The 25,658-nt window shown below is 63.2% G+C and carries 18 protein-coding genes, 2 rRNA genes and 1 pseudogene (1 of these 21 only partly in view); 3 read left to right on the top strand and 18 right to left on the bottom strand.

Annotated elements, in window-relative coordinates; genetic code table 11:
- Nucleotide 1: 1 nt before the first annotated feature.
- From OKW38_RS20955 to coq7, 14 genes are all read right to left on the bottom strand, one after another.
- Nucleotides 2-754, bottom strand: a complete 753-nt coding sequence (locus OKW38_RS20955; protein WP_429362910.1) for a cell division protein FtsQ/DivIB — start codon at nt 752-754, stop codon at nt 2-4.
- Between the two features lie 23 nt (nt 755-777).
- On the bottom strand, nt 778-1,719 hold the full coding sequence (locus tag OKW38_RS20950) for a D-alanine--D-alanine ligase (RefSeq protein ID WP_090801962.1): 942 nt from the start codon (nt 1,717-1,719) through the stop codon (nt 778-780).
- Between the two features lies 1 nt (nt 1,720).
- Nucleotides 1,721-3,124, bottom strand: a complete 1,404-nt coding sequence (gene murC, locus OKW38_RS20945) for a UDP-N-acetylmuramate--L-alanine ligase (protein WP_429362909.1) — start codon at nt 3,122-3,124, stop codon at nt 1,721-1,723.
- Nucleotides 3,121-4,245, bottom strand: coding sequence for an undecaprenyldiphospho-muramoylpentapeptide beta-N-acetylglucosaminyltransferase (gene murG, locus OKW38_RS20940; protein ID WP_429362908.1), 1,125 nt, complete (start codon nt 4,243-4,245; stop codon nt 3,121-3,123). Before murG ends, murC begins: the two co-directional genes overlap by 4 nt.
- Nucleotides 4,242-5,507, bottom strand: coding sequence for a putative lipid II flippase FtsW (ftsW, locus tag OKW38_RS20935; RefSeq protein WP_090801966.1), 1,266 nt, complete (start codon nt 5,505-5,507; stop codon nt 4,242-4,244). Before ftsW ends, murG begins: the two co-directional genes overlap by 4 nt.
- Nucleotides 5,504-7,042 carry a UDP-N-acetylmuramoyl-L-alanine--D-glutamate ligase gene (gene murD, locus OKW38_RS20930; RefSeq protein ID WP_429362907.1) on the bottom strand — a complete coding sequence of 513 codons (1,539 nt, stop codon included), beginning with the start codon at nt 7,040-7,042 and terminating at the stop codon, nt 5,504-5,506. Before murD ends, ftsW begins: the two co-directional genes overlap by 4 nt.
- A gap of 25 nt (nt 7,043-7,067) precedes the next feature.
- Nucleotides 7,068-8,237 (bottom strand): phospho-N-acetylmuramoyl-pentapeptide-transferase, encoded by a 1,170-nt coding sequence (gene mraY / locus OKW38_RS20925; protein ID WP_090801969.1) that lies wholly within the window; start codon nt 8,235-8,237, stop codon nt 7,068-7,070.
- Nucleotides 8,238-8,254: 17 nt separating this feature from the next.
- Nucleotides 8,255-9,667, bottom strand: a complete 1,413-nt coding sequence (locus tag OKW38_RS20920) for a UDP-N-acetylmuramoyl-tripeptide--D-alanyl-D-alanine ligase (RefSeq protein WP_429362906.1) — start codon at nt 9,665-9,667, stop codon at nt 8,255-8,257.
- Nucleotides 9,664-11,226, bottom strand: coding sequence for a UDP-N-acetylmuramoyl-L-alanyl-D-glutamate--2,6-diaminopimelate ligase (locus OKW38_RS20915; protein ID WP_429362905.1), 1,563 nt, complete (start codon nt 11,224-11,226; stop codon nt 9,664-9,666). The genes OKW38_RS20920 and OKW38_RS20915 overlap by 4 nt, the downstream gene beginning before the upstream one ends.
- Nucleotides 11,223-13,088, bottom strand: a complete 1,866-nt coding sequence (locus OKW38_RS20910) for a peptidoglycan D,D-transpeptidase FtsI family protein (RefSeq protein ID WP_429362904.1) — start codon at nt 13,086-13,088, stop codon at nt 11,223-11,225. The genes OKW38_RS20915 and OKW38_RS20910 overlap by 4 nt, the downstream gene beginning before the upstream one ends.
- Nucleotides 13,085-13,435, bottom strand: a complete 351-nt coding sequence (gene ftsL, locus OKW38_RS20905) for a cell division protein FtsL (RefSeq protein WP_090801975.1) — start codon at nt 13,433-13,435, stop codon at nt 13,085-13,087. The genes OKW38_RS20910 and ftsL overlap by 4 nt, the downstream gene beginning before the upstream one ends.
- Nucleotides 13,432-14,385 carry a 16S rRNA (cytosine(1402)-N(4))-methyltransferase RsmH gene (gene rsmH / locus OKW38_RS20900; protein WP_090801977.1) on the bottom strand — a complete coding sequence of 318 codons (954 nt, stop codon included), beginning with the start codon at nt 14,383-14,385 and terminating at the stop codon, nt 13,432-13,434. Before rsmH ends, ftsL begins: the two co-directional genes overlap by 4 nt.
- 15 nt (nt 14,386-14,400) lie before the next feature.
- Complete coding sequence (gene mraZ, locus OKW38_RS20895) at nt 14,401-14,829, bottom strand: division/cell wall cluster transcriptional repressor MraZ (RefSeq protein ID WP_013090620.1); 429 nt, start codon at nt 14,827-14,829, stop codon at nt 14,401-14,403.
- A gap of 457 nt (nt 14,830-15,286) precedes the next feature.
- A complete protein-coding gene (gene coq7, locus OKW38_RS20890) occupies nt 15,287-15,925 on the bottom strand; it encodes a 2-polyprenyl-3-methyl-6-methoxy-1,4-benzoquinone monooxygenase (protein ID WP_429362903.1) in 639 nt (212 codons plus the stop codon).
- Nucleotides 15,926-16,228: 303 nt separating this feature from the next.
- Here coq7 and OKW38_RS20885 point away from each other — a divergent pair, with 303 nt between their 5' ends.
- Nucleotides 16,229-17,425: a porin gene (locus OKW38_RS20885; protein ID WP_090801980.1), complete on the top strand. Its 1,197-nt coding sequence runs from the start codon at nt 16,229-16,231 to the stop codon at nt 17,423-17,425.
- Nucleotides 17,426-17,551: 126 nt separating this feature from the next.
- Here the strand turns inward: OKW38_RS20885 and OKW38_RS20880 are convergent, their stop codons facing one another.
- Together OKW38_RS20880 and OKW38_RS20875 are read right to left on the bottom strand one after the other, a co-directional pair.
- Nucleotides 17,552-19,225, bottom strand: coding sequence for a long-chain fatty acid--CoA ligase (locus OKW38_RS20880; RefSeq protein ID WP_090801981.1), 1,674 nt, complete (start codon nt 19,223-19,225; stop codon nt 17,552-17,554).
- 147 nt (nt 19,226-19,372) lie between these two features.
- A complete protein-coding gene (locus OKW38_RS20875) occupies nt 19,373-21,451 on the bottom strand; it encodes a molybdopterin-containing oxidoreductase family protein (protein WP_429362901.1) in 2,079 nt (692 codons plus the stop codon).
- A 187-nt stretch (nt 21,452-21,638) separates the two neighbouring features.
- Here OKW38_RS20875 and OKW38_RS20870 point away from each other — a divergent pair, with 187 nt between their 5' ends.
- Both OKW38_RS20870 and OKW38_RS20865 read left to right on the top strand, forming a co-directional pair.
- Entirely contained in the window at nt 21,639-22,835 is a 1,197-nt protein-coding gene (locus OKW38_RS20870; RefSeq protein WP_429362900.1) for a M20 aminoacylase family protein, read from the top strand.
- A gap of 3 nt (nt 22,836-22,838) precedes the next feature.
- Nucleotides 22,839-23,197: pseudogene (locus OKW38_RS20865) on the top strand (IS3 family transposase); the annotation flags it as partial.
- Nucleotides 23,198-23,321: 124 nt separating this feature from the next.
- On the opposite strand, the gene rrf reads toward OKW38_RS20865, so the two are convergent.
- A 5S ribosomal RNA gene (gene rrf / locus OKW38_RS20860) occupies nt 23,322-23,435 on the bottom strand.
- A gap of 227 nt (nt 23,436-23,662) precedes the next feature.
- Nucleotides 23,663-25,658, bottom strand: a 23S ribosomal RNA gene (locus OKW38_RS20855); it runs 886 nt beyond the window's last position.

The following is a 25,658-nucleotide window of genomic DNA, read 5'->3' as shown; positions in this document are numbered from 1 at the left end:
TTTACTTCTTGCCCTTGTCGGGTTCGCTGATGAAGCGCATGCCAGTGGCACGAATCGCGAAACCGTTCGGATAGCGCAAGTCCGCATTCTCGATATCCTTTCCCCAACGTTGCGTCACCGCGCTCCATGCCGCGGTCAGGCGCTTGCTGCGATCGGCCAGCGTGTCCTGATTGCGTTCGCGGCCCAACTCCACCTGCGTGCCGTTCGACAGCTTCACCGTCCACGCGTAGCGCGGCGACAGCGTCACTTCCTCGGGCGTCTCGTGGATCGCCGCGAACCACGTCTGGAAGTCGTGATAACGCGCGACGACTTCCTTCGCCGTACCGTCCGGGCCGTCGAACGCCGGCAGGTCTCCGTCGAGCTCGCCCTGGTTCGCGGTGAACAGCTCGCCGTCGACGCTCACCAGCTGATCGCTGCCCCACGTCCCAAGCGGCTTGTACTCCTCGAGCGTGACAGCCAGTGCATTCGGCCACACGCGCCGTACGCTCGCGTGACGCACCCACGGCATCTGCTCGAACGCCTGCCGTGCGGCGTCGAGATCGACCGTGAAGTAGTTGCCCTTCAGTCGCCCCACCACGCCGGCGCGTACCGTCGGCGAATTGATGTGCTCGGTATCGCCGTCGATCTGGATCTCGCGCAGCGCGAAATTCGGGCGCTGGATCAGCCAGTAACCGCCCGCCGCCAGCAGCACGAGCACCAGCAACGCGTGCAACGCGTTGGTGGCGAGATTGAGCTGGCGAACGTTGTTCCACATGGTGTCGCTTGCGGTTGCCTTGGTTAATCCTGCAGCGTCAGCGCCAACACGCCGACCACCAGTTCCTGATAGCTGATGCCGACCGCGCGCGCCGCTTTCGGCGGCAGCGAGTGATCGGTCATGCCGGGCGCCGTATTCACTTCGAGGAAGTACGGCTTGCCTTCGCCGTCGAGCATGAAGTCCGCGCGGCCCCAGTCGGTGCAGCCGAGCACATCGAACGCGCGGCGCGCGAGCACCTTCAGGCGCGCTTCCTCTTCGGCGCCGAGACCGCACGGAATCAGATACTGCGTGTCGTTGGCGACGTACTTCGCGTGGTAGTCGTAGAACTCGCCGGCCGGCACGATGCGGATCACCGGCAGGTCCAGATTGCCGGCGATGCACGCGGTGTACTCGCCGCCGCCTTCGATGCTCTTCTCGACCACGACGATACGGTCGTGCTTCACGGCTTCGATCAACGCGGCCGGCAGCGCATCCGCGCTCTTCACCTTGATCACGGCGACACTCGAACCTTCGCTCGCCGGCTTCACGAACAGCGGCAGACCGAGCTTCGCGACGATCTCCTTGGCGCGCGCTTCGTAGTCGTCACCGCGCAGCACCGCTTCGAACGGCGGAGTCGGAATGCCGAGCTGCTGCCACACGAGCTTGGTGCGGAACTTGTCGAGACCGAGCGCCGAGCCGAGCACGCCGCTACCGGTGTAACGGATGCCATAGAAATCCAGCGCGCCCTGGATCTGGCCGTTCTCGCCGTAACCGCCATGCAGCGCGTTGAACGCGCGCACGAAGCCTTCATCCTTCAACGCGGACAGCGGACGCTCGGCCGGATCGAACGGATGCGCGTCGACGCCCGCGTCACGCAGGCCTTGCAACACCAGGCGCCCGGAATTGAGCGACACCTCGCGCTCGGCGGAATTACCGCCGAGCAGCACTGCCACCTTGCCGAATTGTTTAGGGTCGATACTGCTCATCTCACACCTTCTGTTCCTGAGCGAGTCGAACCGGCACACCGCCGATCGAACCCGCGCCCATCGTAATCACCACATCGCCGTCGCGCACCACCGTGGACAGCGCGTCCGGCACTTCATCCACCGTATCGACAAACACCGGCTCGACCTTGCCCGCGACGCGCAGCGCGCGCGCCAATGCGCGGCCGTCGGCGGCGACGATCGGCGCTTCGCCGGCCGCATAGACTTCGGTCAGCACGAGCGCGTCGACGGTCGACAGCACTTTCACGAAATCCTCGAAGCAATCACGCGTGCGCGTGAAGCGGTGCGGCTGGAACGCCAGCACCAGACGCCGGCCCGGAAATGCGCCGCGCGCCGCCGCCAACGTGGCGGCCATTTCGACCGGGTGGTGACCGTAGTCGTCCACCAGCGTGTAGGAGCCCGCGGCCTGGCCGTCGCTGAGAACCGGCACTTCGCCATAGCGTTGGAAGCGTCGGCCGACGCCGTTGAAATCCGCGAGCGCTCGCTGGATATCGGCATCTCTCACTTCGAGTTCAGTCGCAATTGCAATTGCGGCCAACGCGTTCTGCACGTTGTGCTCGCCCGGCAGGTTCAACGTGACGTCGAGCGGCGCCGCGTCTTCGCGCATCACGGTGAAATGCATGCGGCCTTCGCGAGCTTCGACGTTGACCGCGCGCACCTGCGCATCGGCCGCGAAACCGTAGCGGATGATCGGCTTCGACACGAACGGCAGGATCTCCTTCACGTTCGGATCGTCGACGCACAGCACCGCGATGCCGTAGAACGGCAAACGGTGCGTGAATTCGATGAAGGCCTGCTTCAGACGCGCAAAGTCGTGACCATAGGTGTCCATATGATCGGCGTCGATGTTCGTGATGACCTCGATCACCGGGAACAGGTTCAGGAACGACGCGTCCGATTCGTCCGCCTCGGCGACGATGAAGTCGCCGGTGCCGAGGCGCGCATTCGCGCCCGCGCTGATCAGCCGGCCGCCGATCACGAAGGTCGGATCGAGCCCGCCCGCGGCGAGCACGCTCGCGACCAGCGACGTGGTCGTGGTCTTGCCGTGCGTGCCGGCAATCGCGATGCCCTGCTTCAGACGCATCAACTCCGCGAGCATCACCGCGCGCGGCACGATCGGAATGCGGCGATGACGCGCGGCCAGCACTTCCGGGTTGTCGCTGCGCACCGCGGTCGACACCACCACCGCGTTCGCGCCTTCGATGTTCTGCGCCGCGTGCCCGATCGAAATGCGCGCGCCGAGCCCGGCGAGGCGCTCGGTGACCGCGTTGCCCGACAGGTCCGAGCCGCTCACCTGATAGCCGAGATTGACGAGCACTTCGGCGATGCCGCTCATGCCCACGCCGCCGATGCCGACGAAATGAATGTGTTTGACGATGTGTTTCATTGCTTTCCTTCCGGGCTCACGCCCGCCATCGAACCCGCAGCCGCCACGGTCGCGCAGATCTGCGCGACCTGTTCGGTGGCATCCGGTTTCGCGAGCGAGCGCGAACGCTCCGCCATTTCCGCGAGACTTTCCCGCGTCTGGCTGCGCAACCAGTCGGCGAGCTTTTCCGCCGACAGATCGCGTTGTTGCACGACCAGCGCCGCGCCGTTGTCGGCGAGGAACGCTGCATTAGTGGTCTGGTGATCGTCGACCGCGTACGGGAACGGCACGAACAGCGCCGCGACGCCGACCGCCGAGATCTCCGACACGGTCATCGCGCCCGAGCGGCAGATCACCAGATCGGCTGCTTCGTAAGCGCTCGTCATGTCGTCGATGAACGGCACGAGCGAGACATCCGCACCAGCCTGCAAACCAGCCGCCGCGTAGTTCTCGCGCAGCGCGTCGATATGCTTCGCGCCCGCCTGATGCACGATGCGCGGTCTCTCGTTGGAGCCAAGCAGCGCGAGCGCGCGCGGCACGACTTCGTTCAACGCCGCGGCGCCGAGACTGCCGCCCACGACGAGCATGTTCAGCGGACCATTACGCTGCGCGTAGCGTGCTTTGGGTGGATTCGCCCGCGCAAGTTCCTCGCGAATCGGATTACCGGTCCATTCGCCGTGGGGCAGTGCATCCGGAAACGCGACCAGCACGCGCTTCGCGAGTTTTGCAAGCACCTTGTTCGCGAGACCGGCGATCGAATTCTGTTCGTGCAGCACGAGCGGCCGGCCGCTCAGCGCGGTCATCAGACCGGCCGGGAACGTGATGTAGCCGCCCATGCCGAGCACGACGTCGGGCTTCACGCGACGCAGCACGCTCAAACTCTGCGTGCACGCGCGCAGCAGATTCACCGGCAGCATCAGCTTGGTCTTCAGGCCTTTGCCGCGCACGCCGCCGAAGCGCAGGTACTCCATTGGAATGCCGTGCTTCGGTACCAGCGTCGCTTCCATGCCCGCGGGGTTGCCGAGCCACACGACTTTCCAGCCCCACGCCTGCATCAGATGGGCGACCGCGAGCCCCGGGAACACGTGTCCCCCGGTGCCGCCGGCCATCACCATCAGCGTGCGTTGTGGCAGAGCCGTCATACCTTGCCCCCGCGCATCAACACACGATTTTCATAGTCGACCCGCATCAGCACCGCGATCGCCACGCAGTTCAACAAAATGCCCGAGCCGCCGTAACTGACGAGCGGCAACGTCAGGCCCTTGGTCGGCAGTAGGCCGAGGTTCACGCCCATGTTGATGAAGGTCTGCGCGCCGAACCATATGCCGACGCCCTTCGCGACCAGACCCGCGAACGTGCGATCGAGCGCTAGCGCCTGGCGGCCGATCTCGAACGAACGGCGCACGATCCAGTAGAACATCAGGATCACGACGAGCACACCGACGAAACCGAGCTCCTCGCCGATCACCGCGAGAATGAAGTCGGTATGCGCTTCCGGCAGATAGTTGAGCTTCTCGACGCTGCCGCCGAGACCGACGCCGAACCACTCGCCGCGCCCGAACGCGATCAGCGAGTGCGTCAGCTGATACGCCTTGCCCTGCGCGTAGCGATCGTCCCACGGATCGAGGTAGGCGAAGATCCGCTCACGACGCCACGGCGACGCCCACACCAGCAACGTGAACGTGCCCACCGCGGTCGCGACGAGGCCGCCAAACAGCTTGCCGTTCACACCGCCGAGGAACAGCACGCCCATCGCGATCGCCGCGATCACCATGAACGCGCCCATGTCCGGCTCGAGCAGCAGCAGCATGCCGACGAGACCGACCGCGACGGCCATCGGCAGAAAGCCCTTGGCGAAGCTGTGCATGTATTCCTGCTTGCGCACCGTGTAGTTCGCCGCGTAGATCGTCACCGCGAGCTTCATGATTTCCGACGGCTGCATGTTCGTGATGCCGAGCGGAATCCAGCGGCGCGCGCCGTTCACGCCCTTGCCGATGTGCGGGATCAGCACGATCACGAGCGCGACGAGCGAGATCAGGAAGAGCTTCGGTGCGTACTTGTCCCACGTCGAAATCGGAATGCGGAACGACGCGACGCCGACCGCCGCGCCCATCAGCACGAAGATGAGCTGGCGCACGAGGAACGCCCAATCGCGATACGACGCGTACTTCGGCGAATCGGGCATCGCGATCGACGCCGAGTACACCATCACGACGCCGAGCCCGAGCAGCGCGACGACGACCCACAGCAGCGAGTGGTCGTAGTCGAGCATGCGCGAGCGCAGCGGCCGCACGCCGTTGACCGCGCTCGCGAGACCGCTGCCGCCCGTGCGGGTGGACGTGCGCGCCGCGGCGCCGTTGCCGCCGGAGGGTTCGCGCGAGCCGAAACGTTCCGACCAGCTCATATCATCGTCCCCCGTTCGGCCGCGATATCTTCGACCGTGCTGCGGAATACCGCCGCGCGGTGTGCGTAACCCTTGAACATGTCGAAGCTCGCGCACGCGGGCGACAGCAGCACCGCGTCGCCGGGCTGCGCGAGCGCGGTGGCCGCGCGCGTCGCGTCTTCAAGAGTCGCGTGATCGGTCATCGCGACGCCGCAATGTTCGAGCGCCGCGCGAATCTGTGGCGCGTCGCGGCCGATCAGCATCACCGCGCGGCACCAGCGCATCACCGGTGCGGCGAGCGGCTCGAACTCCTGACCCTTGCCGTCGCCGCCGGCGATCAGCACGACGCGCTGCGCGAGACCGTCGAGCGCGGCGACCGTCGCGCCGACGTTGGTGCCCTTGCTGTCGTCCACATAGTCGATGCCGTCGATCGACGCGATCAGTTCCACGCGATGCGGCTCGCCGCGATATTCGCGCAGGCCGTGCAAAAGCGGCGCGCCGGGCAGGCCGATCGCGCGTGCGAGCGCGTACGCGGCCAACGCGTTGGCGGCGTTGTGCAGGCCACGGATGCGCAGTGCGTCGGCGGGCATCAGACGCTTCGACGCGATGTCGGGCGTTGCGGCTGCTTCGTTCTTGCGACGGCGCTTCGGCGTCGGCGCCCCGAAGGAAGTCCCCTTGGGAGACTCGTCGCTCGCGTCGCGATCTTGCGCTTCGACGAGCCACACCATGCCGTTGTCGCGCAGGAGGCCATAGTCACCGTCGTTCTTCGGCTCGGTCACGCCGAACGTGACGACCTCCGCGTCGCCGCTGGCGGGCGCGAGCGCCATCACGCGTGCGTCGTCGCGGTTCAGCACGCGCACCGTCCGTGTACCGAAGATGCGGCCCTTCGCGGCTACGTACGCATCGAGTCCGCCGTGCCAGTCCAGATGATCCTGCGTGATGTTGAGCACGGCGGCCGCGTCCGGCGTAAACGTATTCGAGGTCTCTAGCTGAAAGCTCGACAGTTCGAGCACCCACACGTCGGGCAGCGCGGTCTGGTCGATCGCTTCGGAGAGCTTGTCGAGCAGCGACGGGCTGATGTTGCCCGCCACCGCGACCTTCTTGCCCGCGCGTTCGCACAGCAAGCCGGCGAGACTCGTCGTCGTGGTCTTGCCGTTCGTGCCGGTGATCGCTATCACCTTCGGCGCGTAGCCGGACTCGCCGAGCGTGCGCAGCGCCTGCGAGAACAGTTCGAGTTCGCCCCACACCGGGATGCCCTGCTCGCGCGCCGCCGTGACCAGCGGCAGCAGATCGGCGGCCAGCGGCGACAGTCCCGGGCTGATCGCGACCAGCTCGACGCCTTCGAGCAGCACCGGCGAAAACGGACCGCCGACGAAATCGGCATCGACGCCATGCGCTTCGAGCGCGGACAGATTCGGCGGCACTTCGCGCGTATCGGCCACGCGCAGCCGACAGCCGTGCCTGGCGCACCAGCGCGCCATCGCGAGACCGGATTCACCCAGTCCCAGCACGAGCACCATCGGCTTTTGCCGATCCCGAAACTTCTCGCCGAACATCGCCTGCTTCCTTAAATACTGCTGCTTAACGCAATTTGAGCGTGGACAAACCGAACAGGCACAACATCAACGTGATGATCCAGAAACGCACGACCACCTGCGTTTCCTTCCAGCCCGACAATTCGAAATGGTGATGCAGCGGTGCCATCTTGAAGAGCCGCCGCCCTTCGCCGTAGCGGCGCTTCGTGTATTTGAACCACGTGACCTGCAGCATCACCGACAGCGTTTCCGCGACGAAAATACCGCCCATGATGAACAGCACGATTTCCTGACGCACGATCACCGCGACCGTGCCGAGCGCACCGCCGAGCGCGAGCGCGCCGACGTCGCCCATGAACATCTGCGCCGGGTGCGTGTTGAACCAAAGAAACGCAAGACCCGCGCCGCCCATCGCCGAACAGAAGATCAGCAATTCGCCTGCGCCGGGGATGTGCGGGAACAGCAGGTATTTCGAGTAGACCGAGCTGCCCATCACGTACGCGAACACGCCGAGCGACGCGCCGACCAGCACGACCGGCATGATCACGAGGCCATCGAGGCCGTCGGTCAGGTTCACCGCGTTGCTCGCGCCGACGATCACCAGGTACGTCAACACGATGAAGCCCCACACGCCGAGCGGATAGGTCATCGACTTGAAGAACGGCAACAGCAGGTCGGCGCGCGCGGGCAGGCCCATCGACAGGCCGCTGCGCACCCACGCCATGAACAGGTCGAACACGCGCACGTTGCTCGCCTCGGACACGCTGAACGCGAGATACACCGCCGCGAACAGGCCGATCACCGATTGCCAGAAATACTTCTCGCGCGACGACATGCCGCGCGGGTCCTTGTGGACGACCTTGCGGTAATCGTCGACCCAGCCGATCACGCCGAAGCCGAACGTGACGAGCATCACGATCCAGATGAAGCGGTTGGTCAGATCGGCCCACAGCAGCGTGGCCACGGCAATGCCGAGCAGGATCAGCACGCCGCCCATCGTCGGCGTGCCCGATTTGACGAGGTGAGTTTGGGGGCCGTCCTTGCGAACGGCCTGGCCGACCTTCATCGCGGTCAGCTTGCGAATGACCGCCGGGCCGCAAACGAGCCCGATCAACAACGCGGTGATGGTCGCCATCACCGCGCGAAACGTCAGATAACTGAACACGCGCAAGAAGCTTGCGTCATTCTGCAGCCATTGCGCCAGCGCCAGTAGCATGCCTGGATCCTTCTATTTCAATGTGCAGCGGGCGTCGTGCCCGCGGCGTTGGGTTGTGGACTCGTAACGGCGTCCACCACGCGCTCCATCTGCATGAAGCGCGAGCCTTTCACGAGAAGCGTTGCGGCAGCGCCGAAGCCGGCCTGCTGCAGTTGCGCGACCAGTGCGCCGACATCGGCGACGTGGTGCGCACCCGCGCCGTATGCGGTGCAGGCGTCGCGCGAGGCGTCGCCGATCGCATACAGCGCGTCGATACCGCGCTCTTTCGCATACGCGCCGATTTCGCGGTGAAACGCCGGGCCGTTGTCGCCGACTTCGCCCATGTCGCCCATCACCAGCACACGCGGCGATTCACGTGACGCGAGCACGTCGATCGCGGCGCGCATCGAATCGGGATTCGCGTTGTAGGTGTCGTCGATCACGGTTGCGCCCGCGAGCGTGCCGAGCACGGCCTGCTTGACCTGCAGACGGCCCTTCACCGCGCCGAACGATTCGAGGCCGCGCTGGATCGCGTCGAGCGACACGCCCGCTGCCAACGCGGCGGAGGCCGCCGCGAGCGCGTTGTGCGCGTTGTGATTGCCGAGCACCTGCAGCGTGACGTCGAGATGGCCTTGCGGCGTGTCGATACTCAAACGCTTGCCGTCGAATCTGCCCTTCACCGCGGCTTCGGTCGTGCGCTCCGCGCTGTTCAACGCGAAATCGATGATGCGGCTGCCGGTCGCGGCGACGCGCCAGATGCTCGCGTATGCGTCGTCGGCGGGGAATACCGCCGTGCCTTCCGGCGACAGCACGTGAATCACGCTCGCGTGTTCGAGCGCGACCGCCTCGACGGTCGCCATGAATTCCTGGTGCTCGCGCTGCGCGTTGTTGACGACGGCAACCGTCGGCTCGGCAAGCTTCGCGAGCTGTTCAGTTTCGCCCGGATGGTTCATGCCGAGTTCGACCACCGCGAGCCGATGCGCGGCATGCAGACGGAACAGCGTGAGCGGAAGGCCGATGTCGTTGTTGAAATTGCCCGCGGTCGCGAGACGCGCATCCGCGCCGACCGCGGCCGCGAAGATCGAGGCGATCATTTCCTTGACCGTGGTCTTGCCGTTGCTGCCCGTGACCGCGACGAGCGGCAGGTCGAACTGACGACGCCAGCCGCGCGCGAGCGCGCCGAGCGCTTCGCGCGTATCGGCGACGCGGATCGCGGGCACGCTCCAGCTATCCGGCGTGCGCGCGACGAGCACCGCCGCGACGTTGCGCTCGGCCACTTGCGGCAGGAAGTCGTGCGCGTCGAAACGGTCGCCCTTGATCGCGATGAACAGATCGCCGGGGCCAGCGCTGCGGCTGTCGGTCGACACGCGCTCGAAGCGCACGCTGTCGTCGCCGGTGACGCTCGCGCCGGGGATCTGCGCGGCGGCTGCACGTAGCGAGAACATGTTCATTCGCCACCTCCGCGTGTTTGTGTGGCGCGCGCGGCGAGCGCGAGGCGGGCGTGGTCCTGATCGGAGAAAGCGCGTTTCTTGCCCATGATTTCCTGTGTGGCTTCGTGCCCCTTGCCGGCCAGCACGATCACGTCTTCGCGCGCGGCGCCGCGGATCGCCTGCAGGATCGCGCTCGCGCGGTCCTCGATGCGGCGCGCCTGCGACGCTTCCTGCATGCCCGCGGCAATTTGCTCGATGATCGCGAGCGGATCTTCGCTGCGCGGGTTGTCGCTCGTCACGACGACGTCGTCCGCCAGCCGCTCGGCGATCGCGCCCATCAGCGGACGCTTGGTCGCATCGCGGTCGCCGCCGCAGCCGAACATGCAGACGAGTTCGCCGCCGCGCGCGGTCGCGATCGGCCGCAGTGCTTCGAGCGTCTTTTCGAGCGCGTCGGGTGTGTGCGCGTAGTCGATCACGACGAGCGGCTCGTCGTTCTGCAGACGGCCGCCCAGACGCTGCATGCGGCCGTTCACCGGTTCGAGCTTCGCGAGTTCGGCGAGCGCAGCGTCGAACGGCACGTTGGCGGCGAGCAGCACGCCGAGCACCGCGAGCAGATTGCCGACGTTGAAGAGGCCGAGCGTTTGCACTTCGACTTCGGCGTTGCCCCAGTCCGAGGTGCTCAGATGAAACGCGGTGCCGGTCGCGGTGGCATGCACGTTCGATGCAGTGAGCCACGCGTCGGCTTGCGGTGTGCCGTCAGCGTCGGCGTCGCCATGCTCGCCCTCGATGCCATACGCGATCGTGCGCGCGTGACTACGCGTGCTCGCGAGCAAACGCCGGCCGGCGGCATCGTCGCGATTGATCACGGCCGCGCGCAGCTCGGGCCAGGCGAACAGACGCGCCTTGGCGGCTTCATAGGCTTCGAACGTGCCGTGATAGTCGAGATGGTCCTGCGTCAGGTTCGTGAACACCGCGATGTCGAAAGCGGTGCCGTTCACGCGCCCCTGGTGCAGCGCATGCGACGACACTTCCATCGCCACCGCCTGCGCGCCCGCGTCGCGCAATTGCGCGAGGCTGCGTTGCAATTGCGGTGCGTCGGGCGTCGTGAAGCCGGTGTGCACGAGTTGGCCAACGAGCCCAGTGCCAAGCGTGCCGACGATCGCACAGCGCGTGCCGCGCGCGGACAGCGCCGCGGCGACCCACTGGCTGCACGAGGTCTTGCCGTTCGTGCCGGTGATGCCGACCGCGAGCATCGCGTCGCTCGGATCGCGATACCACGCGCTCGCGATCGTGCCGGCGAGTTCGTTCAACGCCGGCACCGCATGTGCGGCGGCCGCGTCGAGCGTGCCGCTGAAACCTTCGGGTTGCACGAGCACGGCGGCCGCACCGCGCTCGATGGCCGCGTCGATGAATGCGCGGTTGTCCGCGCCATCGACCGCGTACGCGAAGAACGCGTCGCCGGCCGCGAGCGAGCGCGTGTCGGCGTGCAGATGCGCGCCTGGCTGCACGTGTGCGTGCAGCCAGGCGAGGGCGTCGGCGATCTGCCGGTGCGCTGGATGTTGCTCGCGCAGCGCGCTCATCGCTCGACTCCTGGATGATTTTTCGGGTTGGCGGAAATGGTCATCTTCTTCACGCCGGGGCTCGTCGACAGCTTCTTCACCACGGGCGGCGTGGCCGGCGCGCCGGGCGCGGGCGGCGCCGAATCGTCGGACACGACCATCTGCTTGACGGGCATGTCGGGCGGCACGTTCAGCGCGCGCAGCGTATCCCCGGCGATGCCCGAAAACACCGGGCCCGACACCTGGCCGCCGAAGTGGCTACCGGCCGTCGGCTCGTCGACCGACACCGCAACGACGATGCGCGGATTCGGCATCGGCGCCATGCCGACGAACGAGGCGCGATATTTGGAGTGGTCGTAGCCGTGCGGACCGTGCTTGTACGCGGTACCGCTCTTGCCGCCGACGCGATAGCCGGGCACCGCCGCATCCGGCGACGTGCCTTGCGGCGACACCACGGTTTCGAGCATCGCGCGCACTTCACGCGCGGTGGTCGGCGAGAAGATCTGCGGACCGGTGGCCGGCGGGTCGCCCGGCGTGTGGAAAATCGTCACCGGCATGATTTCGCCGTCGTGCGCGATCGCGGTGTACGCGCGGCCGAGCTGGAACAGCGACACCGACAGGCCATAGCCGTACGACATCGTCGCCTGCTCGATACGGCGCCAGCTCTTCCACGGACGCAGACGGCCCGCCGCCGCGCCCGGAAAGCCGACCTTCGGCGCCTGGCCGAGACCGATGCTGGTGTACATGTTCCACATCTCTTCGGGCCGCAACTGCATCGCGATTTTGGTCGCGCCGATGTTGCTCGACTTCTGGATCACGCCGCCGACCGTCAGCACGCCGAAGCCGCTGTCGTCGGTAATCGGCGCGCCGTCGAGTACGAAGTGGCCGTTGCCCGTATCTACCAGTGTAGTCGGCGTCACCCGGTGCAGATCGAGCGCGAGCGACACCGTGAACGGCTTCATGATCGAACCCGGCTCGAACGTGTCGGTCAGGATGCGGTTGCGCAACTGGTCGCCGGTCAGGTGCGAGCGGTCGTTCGGGTTGTAGGTCGGGTAATTGACGAGCGCGAGCACTTCGCCGGTGCGCACGTCGATCACCATCGCCGCGCCGGCCTTCGCCTTGAATTTCTCGACGGCCGCTTTCAGGTTCGTATAGGCGATGTACTGGATCTTGCTGTCGATCGACAGATCGACGTCCTTGCCGTTGTGCGGCACGACCTGCTCGTCGACGTCCTCGATGATGTGGCCCATCCGGTCCTTGATCACGCGACGGCTGCCCGACATGCCCGCGAGCAGCTTCTGGTCGCCGAGCTCGACGCCTTCCTGGCCCTCGTCCTCGACGTTCGTGAAGCCGATCAGGTGAGCGGTGATCTCGCCTTCCGGATAGAAGCGCTTGTACTCGTCGCGCGAGTAAATGCCGGGGATGTCGAGCGCCGCGACTTTTTCTGCGACGTCGACCGGCACCTGGCGCTTCACGTAGACGAAGGTCTTGTCTTCCGACAGCTTCGAGCGCAATTCCCTAGTGGTCATGCCGAGCAGTTTGCCGAGCGCGTCGAGCTTGTCGGCGCCGAGGTCGTCGGGCACCGATTCGGGAATCGCCCAGATTGCACGCACCGGCAGACTCGTGGCGAGCACGAGACCGTTGCGGTCGAGAATCTTGCCGCGCGTGGCCGGCATGTCGATGCGGCGCTGATAGCGGATCTCGCCCTGCTTCAGATAGAACGCGTTGCCCGGGCCCTGAATCCAGAACGCGCGCGCGGCAAGCGCGACGAACGCCATGAACAGCAGGAACACGACGAGCTTCGAGCGCCACATCGGCAGGCGCACCGACAGAATCGGGTTGGCCGAAAACGCAACGCTCTTGTGGGCCGACGATTTTTTCATCGCGTGGCTCCGCGACGGGTCGCGACCGGCGCCGAGGCCGGCGCGGAAGTCGGAATGGGTGCGTCGATCGCCGTCGCGGCGCCCGGGGCGAGCGTCAGGTACTGGGTGCGGCCCGTGGTGACCGATTGCATCTTCAGCGAGGCGGTGGCGAGCTGCTCGATGCGCGACGTTTTGGACAGCGCGCTCTGCTGATATTGAAGCTGCGAATAGTCCTGCTGCAACTGACGCTCCTGCGACTGCGCGCGCTGCAACTGGATAAAGATCTGACGCTGCTGATTGGTCGCGTTGACGACCGACAAGGCACAGCCCATCACGATGATCAGCAGGAAAATATTGAGGCGGTTCATGGCGCGATCCGCTCCGCCACGCGCATCACGGCAGAACGGGCGCGCGGGTTGCCGGCGACTTCAGCGTCGCTCGCGAAGACGCGGCCGATGATCTTGAGCGGAGGGCTCGGCAGGTCGACCGCGCGGATCGGCAGACGGCGATCCACCGCCGGCGTGCTCGCGTGCGCCTGCATGAATCGCTTGACGATCCGGTCCTCGAGCGAATGAAAGCTGATGACCACCAGCCGCCCCCCTTGCTCCAACAACGACAACGCTGCTTCTAGAACGACTTGCAGCTCCGCAAGCTCTTGATTGACGTGAATCCGTATAGCCTGAAAGGTGCGGGTTGCCGGGTCCTTGCCCTTCTCACGGGTTTTGACGACGTTAGCCACGATTTGGGCAAGCTCGCCCGTGCTGACGAGAGGCCCAAGACGGTCGGACTCTGCCCGGCGAGCAACAAGCGCCTTTGCAATCTGAAAAGCAAACCGTTCTTCCCCATAATCTCGTATCACCTCCGTCAATTCCTGCACCGTGGCCCGCGCGAGCCAGTCAGCGGCGGACTCGCCGCGCGTCGGGTCCATCCGCATGTCGAGCGGGCCGTCGGCGCGGAAGCTGAAGCCCCGCTCCGGATCGTCGACTTGCGGCGACGACACGCCCAGATCCAGCAACACCCCCGACACACGCCCTACCCCGCGCTCCGCCATCGCGGCGCGCAGTGAAGCAAAACTCTCGTGGACGATGGCAAAGCGCGGATCGGCGATCTTCTGCGCCGTCGCGATCGCGAGCGGATCTTTATCGAACGCGATCAGCCGCCCTGCTTCACCGAGCCGTTCCAGCACGAGGCGGCTATGGCCGCCACGGCCGAACGTGCCGTCCACATACGTGCCGTCGGCGCGCGTGACCAGCGCATCGACCGCTTCGTTCAACAGCACCGTGCGATGCTGCAATTCGTTTCCCATCGCAGAAGCCATATAAATAAGCCGCGATCAGAACGTGAAATCTTTCAACGCGTCGGGCATGCCCTCGGCGATCGCCGCCTGTTCCTTCGCGGCGTAGATCTGTGCATCCCACAGCTCGAAATGGCGGCCCATGCCGAGCAAGGTCACTTCTTTCTCCAGCGAGCCAGCCGCTCGCAACTCCGGCGACACGAGCACACGGCCTGCGCCGTCCATATCCACATCCATTGCATTGCCGAGAAAAATGCGTTTCCACCAGGCGGCGTTCATGGGCAGCTTGTCGACCTTGTCACGGAAGATTTCCCATTCGGGACGCGGAAAGAGCAACAGGCAGCCGTCCGGGTGCTTGGTGATCGTCACCCGGCCCTCTGCCTGTGTTTGCAGCGCATCCCGATAACGAGAGGGAATCGACATCCGCCCTTTCGCATCGAGCGTCAGCGCCGACGCCCCTTGGAACACTTCGCTCTCCCCTATTGCGGCGCTGTTTGCGCCGCCCGCCCGGTCCGTGAAAATCTACCCGAAAGTGATGCCGGGAACACACAAAAATACACTTTCTCACACTGTCTCCCACTTTAGAGGAACGCTAAACACGGGTCAAGGGAGCGGCGCGCTTTTCGAGCGGATTTTGTTTGCTAGAACAAGGACTTAGGGCGACTCCTTCACGTCCCGCATAAAAACGGAAAACCGTTATAAATGAATGGGCTAGTGCAACTTGTGAAGGTGATACGTGAAAAGTGCGAGGAAACAGCGCGAATTGAAAGAGATCGTCAAGGGATTCTGAAAGGGAACAGGCGGCGTCGCCCGGACCGACGACGAACGGGGCGCGCGGCGCCGTCTCGCTTGCGAAAATGCGTTCAGCGATGGCTGAGGCGATACGTGCGGTGCTCCGGTTAGCGAAGCGAAGCGGGTGAAACGCTCATATGTAATAGGCGGTGCGCGTCATCACCTTCGACATCGCACGCATCAACGCGCGCGCAGGAAACGGCAACTCGATGCCGCCCGCGTCCATCGCGGCCTTGCCGTGCTGCGCTTCATCGACGCGCATCTGCTCGACGATCGCGCGCGATTCATGGTCTGCGGCGGGGAGCTGGTCGAGATGACTGTCGAGATGCTGCTCGACCTGGCGCTCCGTTTCGGCCATGAAGCCAAGACTCACGCGATCGCCGAGACGTCCCGCGGCGAGACCGATCGCGAGCGCGCCGATGTACCACAGCGGATTGAGCAGACTCGGACGCGAGTCGAGCGCCTGGAGGCGTTTGGCGGTCCACGCCAGATGATCCTCTTCTTCCGACGCGGCGTGATCGAACATGGCGCGCAATGAAGGTGAGTCGGTGGCGAGTTTCTGCGCCTGGTAAAGCGCCTGCGCGCACACTTCGCCGACGTGGTTCACACGCATCAAACCCGCCGCATGCGCGCGCTCCGCGGGCGAGAGTTCGGGAGCTTCGGCCGTCGCCGCGGAAGCCTGCGGAAGCGGCAGCGGACGGCTCATCCGCGAGACCCCCGTCAGTGAGCGTAAACCCCGATCAAACTCGCCAATCAACTCGTCCAGCAACATAAAGCGCTCCCTGATTCGATACCGCCGCATCGTTCCGGAAGGTCCGTGCGACAAGGCCTCGCGACGCGAAACCGGTGGCCCGACAGGCACCAATCCGCATGCAATGGGCGGTTAATTTGCGATTCTAGACCATGTTGCGTAAACGAAACAGCGGCCTTCCGGAGCGACTCCTTTTTCTTTGTTCCATGTATGCCTTTTGTTACATTACGTGGCAACTTCTCGCGAAGTTGGACAGCAAGGCCTTCAGCACTAACTAAATATTTCGCCTTGTACAAAAGATTCGTATTCCTTGGAGATCATTCGATGAAAAAGTCGCTTCTCGCTCTCGCAGCACTGGGCGCATTCGCAGGCGTCGCTCATGCGCAGAGCAGCGTGACCCTGTACGGCATCGTAGACGTTGGTATCAACATGAACACCAACTCGGGCGGTAAGCATCTGTACAACATGTCCAGCGGCGTCCTGCAAGGCTCGCGTTTCGGCCTGCGTGGCACTGAAGATCTGGGCGGCGGTCTGAAGGCCCTGTTCGTGTTGGAAAACGGCTTTGACGTGACCAACGGCAAGCTCGGTCAAGGCGGCCTGATGTTCGGTCGTCAGGCATATGTCGGTCTGTCGAGCCAGTTCGGCACGGTCACGCTGGGTCGTCAGTACGACTCCGTCGTCGACTACGTGGGTCCGTTCGAATCGGGTGATCAGTGGGGCGGCTACATCGCCGCTCACCCGGGCGATATCGATAACTTCAACAACGCGTATCGCACCAACAACACGGTCAAGTACACCAGCAAAAACTACAACGGCCTGACGTTCGGCGGCACGTATAGCTTCGGCGGCGTCGCCGGTGACTTCACGCACAACCAGATCTGGTCGTTGGGTGCTGGCTATAACAACGGTCCGCTGCAATTGGGCTTGGGTTATTTGAACGCGCGTACGCCGGCAGCTTCGGGCGGTCTGTTCAACAACGGCGGCACGATCGCAACGAATACGCCGGCCGTGGGTACTACTGCAGCTAACTTCGCAGTCACGACCCCGATCTACGCAGGCTTCGCATCGGCCAACACGTACCAGGTCGTCGGCGCGGGCGGTGCATACACGTTCGGCGCGGCAACCATCGGCCTGACGTATTCGAACATCCAGTTCGGCAACCTCGGCAAGACGTTCGCGTCGCCGTTCGCTGGCCAGAAGGCAACGTTCAACAACGGCGAAATCAACTTCAAGTATCAGTTGACCCCGGCACTGCTGGTCGGCGCAGCGTATGACTACACGCGCGGCGAGCAGATCGAAGGCAACTCGCGTGCTCAGTACCACCAAGGCGCGCTGGGCGTGGACTACTTCCTGTCCAAGCGTACCGACGTGTACCTGGTCGGCGTGTACCAGCACGCTTTGGGCGACACGGTCAACGCAACGGGTCAGGTGGTCGCAGCAACGGCAGGCATCAACGGCCTGACCGGTTCGACGAGCAGCAACCAGTTCACGGCTCGCATCGGTATCCGTCACAAGTTCTAATAAGTCGTAAAAAAACGCAGTTTGTCTCAAAGGCGCCTTCGGGCGCCTTTTTTTATGCGCGGATTTTGTACGGGCAACAAAAAGCCCGGCGCACTTTCGTGCGCCGGGCTTTTGTTTTTCGCTCGCTTAAGCCCTGCCGTCGCGCAACTCGCGGCGCAGGATCTTGCCGACATTGCTCTTCGGCAACTCGGTGCGGAATTCGACGACCTTCGGCCGCTTGTAGCCGGTCAGTTGCGTTTTGCAGTATGCGAAGATCTGTTCGTCGGTCAGCGACGGATCCTTTTTCACGACGAACAGCTTCACTGCCTCGCCGGAATGCTGATCCGGTACACCCACCGCCGCGACTTCGAACACACCCGGCAGCTTTGCGACGACGTCCTCGACTTCATTCGGATACACGTTGAAGCCGGACACCAGAATCATGTCCTTCTTGCGATCGACGATCTTCACAAAGCCGTCCGCGCCCATGATGCCGACGTCGCCTGATTTAAAGAAGCCATCCGCCGTCATCACCTTGGCGGTTTCGTCGGGCCTGTTCCAGTAGCCCGCCATCACCTGCGGGCCGCGGATGCAGATCTCGCCGGACTGGCCGGGCGGCACTTCGTTGCCTTCGTCGTCGCGGATCGAGACTTCGGTCGACGGCAGTGGCAGGCCGATCGTGCCGTTGTATTCGGTGGCGGTGACCGGATTGCAGGTCACGCACGGCGACGTTTCCGACAGCCCGTAGCCCTCGACGATCGGCGTGCGCGTCAGCTCGAACCAGCGCTTCGCGACCGCCTCCTGCACCGCCATGCCGCCGCCGTTCGCGGTCAGCAGCTTCGAGAAGTCGAGCTTATGGAAGTCGGGGCTGTTCAACATCGCGTTGTAGAGCGTGTTGACCGCGGGAATCGTCGTGATCGCATACCCCTCGAGCGACTTGATCATGCCGGGGATATCGCGCGGATTCGGAATCAGCACGCCGAGACCGCCGGTGCGGATCGTCAGCAGCCCGCACACGGTCAGCGCGAACACGTGATACAGCGGCAACGCGACGACCGTAATGAACTGATCGATATCCGTGCGGTTCGCGCGCACCGGATTGAGCCAGACCTCCGACTGCAGCACGTTCGCGATCAGGTTCCGGTGCAGCAGCGTCGCGCCCTTGGCCACGCCGGTGGTGCCGCCAGTGTATTGCAGGAACGCGATATCGTCGGGCCCCTGCCGGACCGGCTTGAACGTCAGACGTGCGCCCTCCGAGAGCGTGTCGTTGAACTTGACGTGCCCAGCCAGGCTCCACGCCGGCACCATCTTCTTGACCTTGCGCACGACGAAGTTCACGAGCGGGCCTTTGATGCCCATCAGGTCGCCCATCGCCGCGACGACCACATGCTTGACCGCCGTATTGCGCACGATTGCCTGCAAGGTCCCCGCGAAATTCTCGAGCAGAATGATCGCCTCAGTGCCGCTGTCCTTCAGTTGGTGCTCGAGTTCGCGCGGCGTGTACAGCGGATTCACATTCACGACCACATAGCCCGCGCGCAGAATCGCGGCGAGCGCGACTGGATACTGCAGCACGTTCGGCATCATGATCGCGACACGCGAGCCGCGCGTGAGCCCTTTCGACTGCAGCCACGCTGCAAGATTGCGCGAAAGTTCGTCGAGTTCACCGTAGCTGATCTGCTTGCCCATGCACACGAACGCCGGCTTTGCGCGGTGTTCGCGAAAGGCTTCCTCGAGCAACTCGGCCACCGACGAATAGCGTGTCGGGTCGATCTCTGCTGGAACGCCGGGCGGATAAGATTTCAGCCAGATTTTCTCCATGCAGCGTCTCCTGAATTATTTTCGAATGGTCGTGCTAAAAACGCATCGTAGCATGGGCATATTGCGGCCAATGGGCAAAGCGATGAGGTTAGACGGCAGCCTCGAACTTGCGAGGCTGGGCGCCAGCTTCAATGTGCGGCGCGGCTTTCAGGCCCGCTCGACGTCGACGAGACAGTCGTAAAACGTCGCCGAACCGCCGAGATCGGTGAGTGCCTGGCTCGTCAACTGGTTCGCGTTGCGGCCGTCCGGCGCGAGCTTCTTCCACCAGATCGACAACCCGACGACCAGGCCTTCGCGCGCCCGGTCGGTCACGCGGGCACGCGCTTGCATCGAGCCGCGGTCGTTGAAGATGCGCACCTGATCGCCGTCGCCGATGCCGCGCGCGTGCGCGTCGGCAGGGTGGATGTCCAGATGCGGCTCGCCTTCCGTCGCGCGCAGACTCTCGATGTTGACGAAGGTGCTGTTCAGGAAGTTGCGCGCGGGCGGTGAAATCATCGCGAGCGGATAGCGGACCGCCAGTTCGGGCGCGCCGTCGGCCGATTCGTAGGGCGGCAGGTAGTCCGGCAGCGGGTCGAGGCCCTGTTGCGCAAGGCGCTCGCTGTAGAACTCGCACTTGCCGGATGGCGTGCGAAAACCACCGTCGGCAAATGGCGCGTCAGGCACATTGAGACGGGCCCAGCCGGCTTGCTTCAGCATCGGCCAGTCGACACCGTCCAGCGTCTTGTCGTCCCAGCGAAATGCGGCTTGCGCGACGGCTTCGTCGCTGTCGAAGAGCGCCGGTTCCGTCATGCCCATGCGGCGCGCGAGGCTGCGGAAGATCTCGGTATTCGGCCGTGCGTCGCCGAACGGCGCGATGGCGGGCAGGTTGACCATCACGTGCGTGTGACCGTACGACTTGTGCACGTCGAGATGCTCGAGCTGCGTCGTGGCAGGCAACAGCAGGTCGGCATAATCCGCGGTGTCGGTCTGGAAATGCTCGAGCACGATCGTGAACAGATCCTCGCGCCCAAAACCCGCCGCGACGCGTTCGGAGTCCGGTGCGACCGCGACCGGATTCGAGTTGTAGACCACGATCGCCTCGACCTTGGGGCCGAACGTCGCGTCGCCCGGATGCAGCAACGCGTCGCCGATCGCATTCATATTGATCACGCGGCTCGGCTTCGACGGCCAACCCGGCATCAGGTCGGGACGCTGCAACGCGTGCGAGTCGACCGGTGCCCAACCGCTCGACGACAGCAGCGCCCCGCCCGCGCGCTCGCGCCATGCGCCGGTCAGCGACGGCAGACACGCGATTGCGCGCACTGCATTGCCGCCGCCACGCACCCGCTGCAGACCGTAGTTCAAGCGAATCGCGGCTTTCCGCGTGCTGGCGTAAAGTCGCGCAAGATCGGCGATTTCCTCTTCTTCGACGCTACAAATTTCACTAACCCGAGACAATGGATAGCTGAGCGCACGCACCTTCAAGTCGGCGAAGCCCAGCGTGTGCGCCGCGATGTACTCGTGATCGAGCAGATTCTCGGTAATCAGGACGTTCATGATGCCGAGCGCGAGAGCGCCGTCTGTGCCTGGCTTTAGCGCGATGTGTTGATGGCATTTCTCCGCGGTCAGCGAGCGATACGGATCGATTGCTATCAGCCGGGCGCCGAGACGTTTGGCTTCCTGCGCGCGCGTCCAGAAATGCAGATTCGATGCGATCGGATTCGCTCCCCAGATCAGGATCACCTCGCTCTCGGCGAAAAACTCGGTGTGCATACCGATGCCGGCGCCGTACGTGTATTTGAGGCCGGCAGCGCCGGCCGCCGCGCAAATCGCGCGATCCAGCTGCGAGGCGCCGAGCTTGTGGAAAAAGCGTTGCGCGATGCTATCGCCCTGCACCAGGCCCATCGTGCCCGCGTAGCTGTAAGGCAGAATCGCTTCCGGCGCGCGACGGACAATCTCGCCGAGGCGGCTTGCGGCAAGGTCGAACGCTTCGTCCCAGTTGATTGGCTCGAAACGGCCCTCGCCCTTGCGGCCGACACGCTTCATGGGCGTCGTCAATCGGTTCGGATGGTATACACGCTCCGCGTAACGACTGACCTTTGTGCACAGCACGCCCTGAGTCGGCGGATGGTCGGGATCGCCGGCGACCTTGATCGCCCGTCCATTGTCGATGGTCACGCGCATCGCGCAGGTGTCGGGGCAATCGTGCGGGCACACGGCGCGCGCGAATTCGGTCGGAGCGTTCATCGGCAATGTGTCCTGGCGAGCAGTAAGCGGTCGCGCAAAGTGGAATTTTATTACGTCTATAGGCCGCCGACCTCGGTGGCGCCACCAAAAATGCCTTCGGCGTAGAATGAATTATCCGCAGTGCCCGGGCCGACGTGGTCCGCGGCGATCTCATGCTCGTCAAGCACAAACGCATAATCACTCAATTATGAAACTCATCCCCGAAATTCAGGCCGCTCGTGGCGAAATCCAGACCCTTCGACGAACCATCCATGCCCACCCGGAGCTGCGCTACGAAGAGACGGCGACTGCTGATCTCGTCGCGCGTTCGCTCGAGTCCTGGGGCATCGAGACCCACCGTGGTTTCGGCAAGACGGGCGTGGTCGGCGTATTGAAACGAGGTAACGGCTCGCGCGCGATTGGTCTGCGAGCCGACATGGACGCGCTGCCGATCCAGGAGCTCAACAGCTTCGATCATCGGTCGACGAACGACGGCAAGATGCATGCGTGCGGGCACGACGGGCATACGGCGATGCTGCTCGGTGCCGCGCACTACCTGGCCAAACATGGTGCTTTCGACGGCACGATCGTGTTCATTTTCCAGCCGGCTGAAGAGGGCGGCGCCGGCGCGAAGGCTATGATCGACGACGGCTTGTTCAACAAATTCCCCGTGGACGCCGTGTTTGGCATTCACAACTGGCCGGGCATGCCGGCGGGCCACTTCGGCGTAACCGAAGGCCCGATCATGGCGTCGAGCAATGAATTTCGCATCGAAATCAAGGGCGTCGGCTCGCATGCAGCGCTACCGCACAATGGCCGTGATCCGGTCTTTGCGGCGGTGCAAATTGCCAACGGGCTGCAAAGCATCATCACGCGAAACAAAAAGCCGCTGGATACTGCGGTATTGTCGATAACGCAGATACATGCGGGCGATGCGGTCAATGTGGTACCGGACGACGCTTGGATCGCGGGGACCGTTCGGACCTTCACTACGGAAACGCTCGACCTGATCGAGTCACGCATGCGCAAGATCGCGCACAGTACGGCCGAAGCATACGATTGCTCCGTTCAGGTCCAATTCCACCGGAACTATCCCCCGACGATCAACAGCAGCGAGGAAGCGCGTTTTGCGGCGTCGGTCATGAAAGAGATCGTTGGCGCGGAAAATATCGATGACGCGGTTGAACCGACCATGGGTGCCGAAGATTTTTCGTTCATGCTGTTGGCGAAACCGGGTTGCTATGCGTTTTTGGGCAACGGCGATGGCGGCCACCGCGAGGCGGGCCACGGCGCGGGCCCTTGTATGCTGCACAACGCGAGTTATGACTTTAACGACGAGTTGTTGCCGGTGGGATCGACGTATTGGGTCCGACTGGCGCAGAAGTTTCTGGCGCAAGGGAAGTAGAGAGTTGATGCGTCGGAGCTGAGGGATGCGCTGAAGCAAATCATGGAACTCCAGCAACTGCTCGGCAAAAAGACAATGGAGAACGAGATTCTCCGTGAGGCGGTGGAGGTGGCGAAGTCGCGAAAATGGATTGCGCGCTCAACCTCATTGCCGGGGGACGAGCAGTGAAGCAGGTCTGCGACGTTCTCGGTGTAGCGCGCTCAAACCTGGCGTCAAGGCTTGCACGTCCAGCCGACTGGCAGGATGGACGCAGCGCCAGGAAGACGGACGATGCCGGGCTGGTCGAAGAAATACGGCTGACCGTCACTGACCTGCCGAGCTATGGTTATCGCCGGGTCTGGGGTATATTGCGTCGGCAGCGGGAAGAACCAGTTGAAAAGCGTTGAGGCGGGCGGAGGCGTCGCTTGCTTCAATGCTGTTTGTTAATTTTGGCCGCGTAAACGCAAAAACCCCACCGCGGCGGGTGGGGTTTCTGACTGGAGGGGAGCCTGACGATTACCTACTTTCACACGGGCAATCCGCACTATCATCGGCGTGGAGTCGTTTCACGGTCCTGTTCGGGATGGGAAGGGGTGGGACCGACTCGCTATGGTCATCAGGCATGACGGGTTGCTGCGTCGCAGGGCTGGAGTCAACCGGTTGCGCCACAGCCAATCGGGAAGAAGCGTAAAGGATTCGAGTGTGGGGGGTTGTGTTGTTTCTGGCACAACACTGAATCCCAACCGTGCGTTTCTGTGAGCTCCCGCGGGAGGTCACACAAATCCCCTTCGGGGATCGGACCCGCGTAAGTACTGAAGCACTCACGCGGGTCGAGACACACCTGTTATAGGATCAAGCCTTACGGGCAATTAGTATCAGTTAGCTCAGTACATTACTGTACGTGCACACCTGACCTATCAACGTCCTGGTCTTGAACGACCCTTCAAGGGGCTCGAAGCCCCGGGGATATCTCATCTTAAGGCGAGTTTCCCGCTTAGATGCTTTCAGCGGTTATCTCTTCCGAACATAGCTACCCGGCGATGCCACTGGCGTGACAACCGGTACACCAGAGGTTCGTCCACTCCGGTCCTCTCGTACTAGGAGCAGCCCCCTTCAAATATCCAGCGCCCACGGCAGATAGGGACCAAACTGTCTCACGACGTTTTAAACCCAGCTCACGTACCTCTTTAAATGGCGAACAGCCATACCCTTGGGACCGGCTACAGCCCCAGGATGAGATGAGCCGACATCGAGGTGCCAAACACCGCCGTCGATATGAACTCTTGGGCGGTATCAGCCTGTTATCCCCAGAGTACCTTTTATCCGTTGAGCGATGGCCCTTCCATACAGAACCACCGGATCACTATGACCTGCTTTCGCACCTGTTCGACTTGTCAGTCTCACAGTCAAGCACGCTTATGCCATTGCACTATCAGCACGATTTCCGACCGTACCTAGCGTACCTTCGTACTCCTCCGTTACACTTTGGGAGGAGACCGCCCCAGTCAAACTGCCTACCATGCACTGTCCCCGACCCGGATCACGGGCCAAGGTTAGAACCTCAAACAGATCAGGGTGGTATTTCAAGGACGGCTCCATTGAGACTGGCGTCCCAACTTCATAGCCTCCCACCTATCCTACACAGACCGGTTCAAAGTCCAATGCAAAGCTGCAGTAAAGGTTCATGGGGTCTTTCCGTCTAGCCGCGGGGAGATTGCATCATCACAAACACTTCAACTTCGCTGAGTCTCGGGAGGAGACAGTGTGGCCATCGTTACGCCATTCGTGCAGGTCGGAACTTACCCGACAAGGAATTTCGCTACCTTAGGACCGTTATAGTTACGGCCGCCGTTTACCGGGACTTCAATCAGGAGCTTGCACCCCATCATTTAATCTTCCGGCACCGGGCAGGCGTCACACCCTATACGTCCACTTTCGTGTTTGCAGAGTGCTGTGTTTTTATTAAACAGTCGCAGCCACCAGTTTATTGCAACCCTTTCACCCTTCTGGCGCAGGCCAGTCAGGCTATGAGGGCGTACCTTATCCCGAAGTTACGGTACCAATTTGCCGAGTTCCTTCTCCCGAGTTCTCTCAAGCGCCTTAGAATACTCATCTCGCCCACCTGTGTCGGTTTGCGGTACGGTCACTGTGAAACTGAAGCTTAGAGGCTTTTCCTGGAACCCCTTCCAGTTGCTTCGCCACCGAAGTGGCTCGCCTCGCACCCTTGAATTCTGCGCCCGGATTTGCCAAAGCGCCTTCTCCAATGCAAGGACCGGGACTTCCAACACCCGGACAACCTTCCGCGATCCGTCCCCCCATCGCATTTCACAATGGTGCAGAAATATTAATCTGCTTCCCATCAGCTACGCATTTCTGCCTCGCCTTAGGGGCCGACTCACCCTACGCCGATGAACGTTGCGTAGGAAACCTTGGGCTTACGGCGAGGGGGCCTTTCACCCCCTTTATCGCTACTCATGTCAGCATTCGCACTTCCGATACCTCCAGCACACTTTCCAGTGCACCTTCGCAGGCTTACGGAACGCTCTCCTACCATGCACATTACTGTGCATCCGCAGCTTCGGTATATGGCTTAGCCCCGTTACATCTTCCGCGCAGGACGACTCGATCAGTGAGCTATTACGCTTTCTTTAAAGGGTGGCTGCTTCTAAGCCAACCTCCTGACTGTTTTAGCCTTCCCACTTCGTTTCCCACTTAGCCATATTTGGGGACCTTAGCTGGCGGTCTGGGTTGTTTCCCTCTTGACACCGGACGTTAGCACCCGATGTCTGTCTCCCGTGATTGCACTCTTCGGTATTCGGAGTTTGCTATGGCGTAGTAATCCGC

This window comes from Paraburkholderia sp. MM5496-R1 (genome assembly GCF_050436205.1).
Taxonomy (GTDB): domain Bacteria; phylum Pseudomonadota; class Gammaproteobacteria; order Burkholderiales; family Burkholderiaceae; genus Paraburkholderia; species Paraburkholderia tuberum.
The sequence above is the reverse complement of the archived record's forward strand: the minus strand, read 5'-3'. Positions and strand labels throughout refer to the sequence as shown.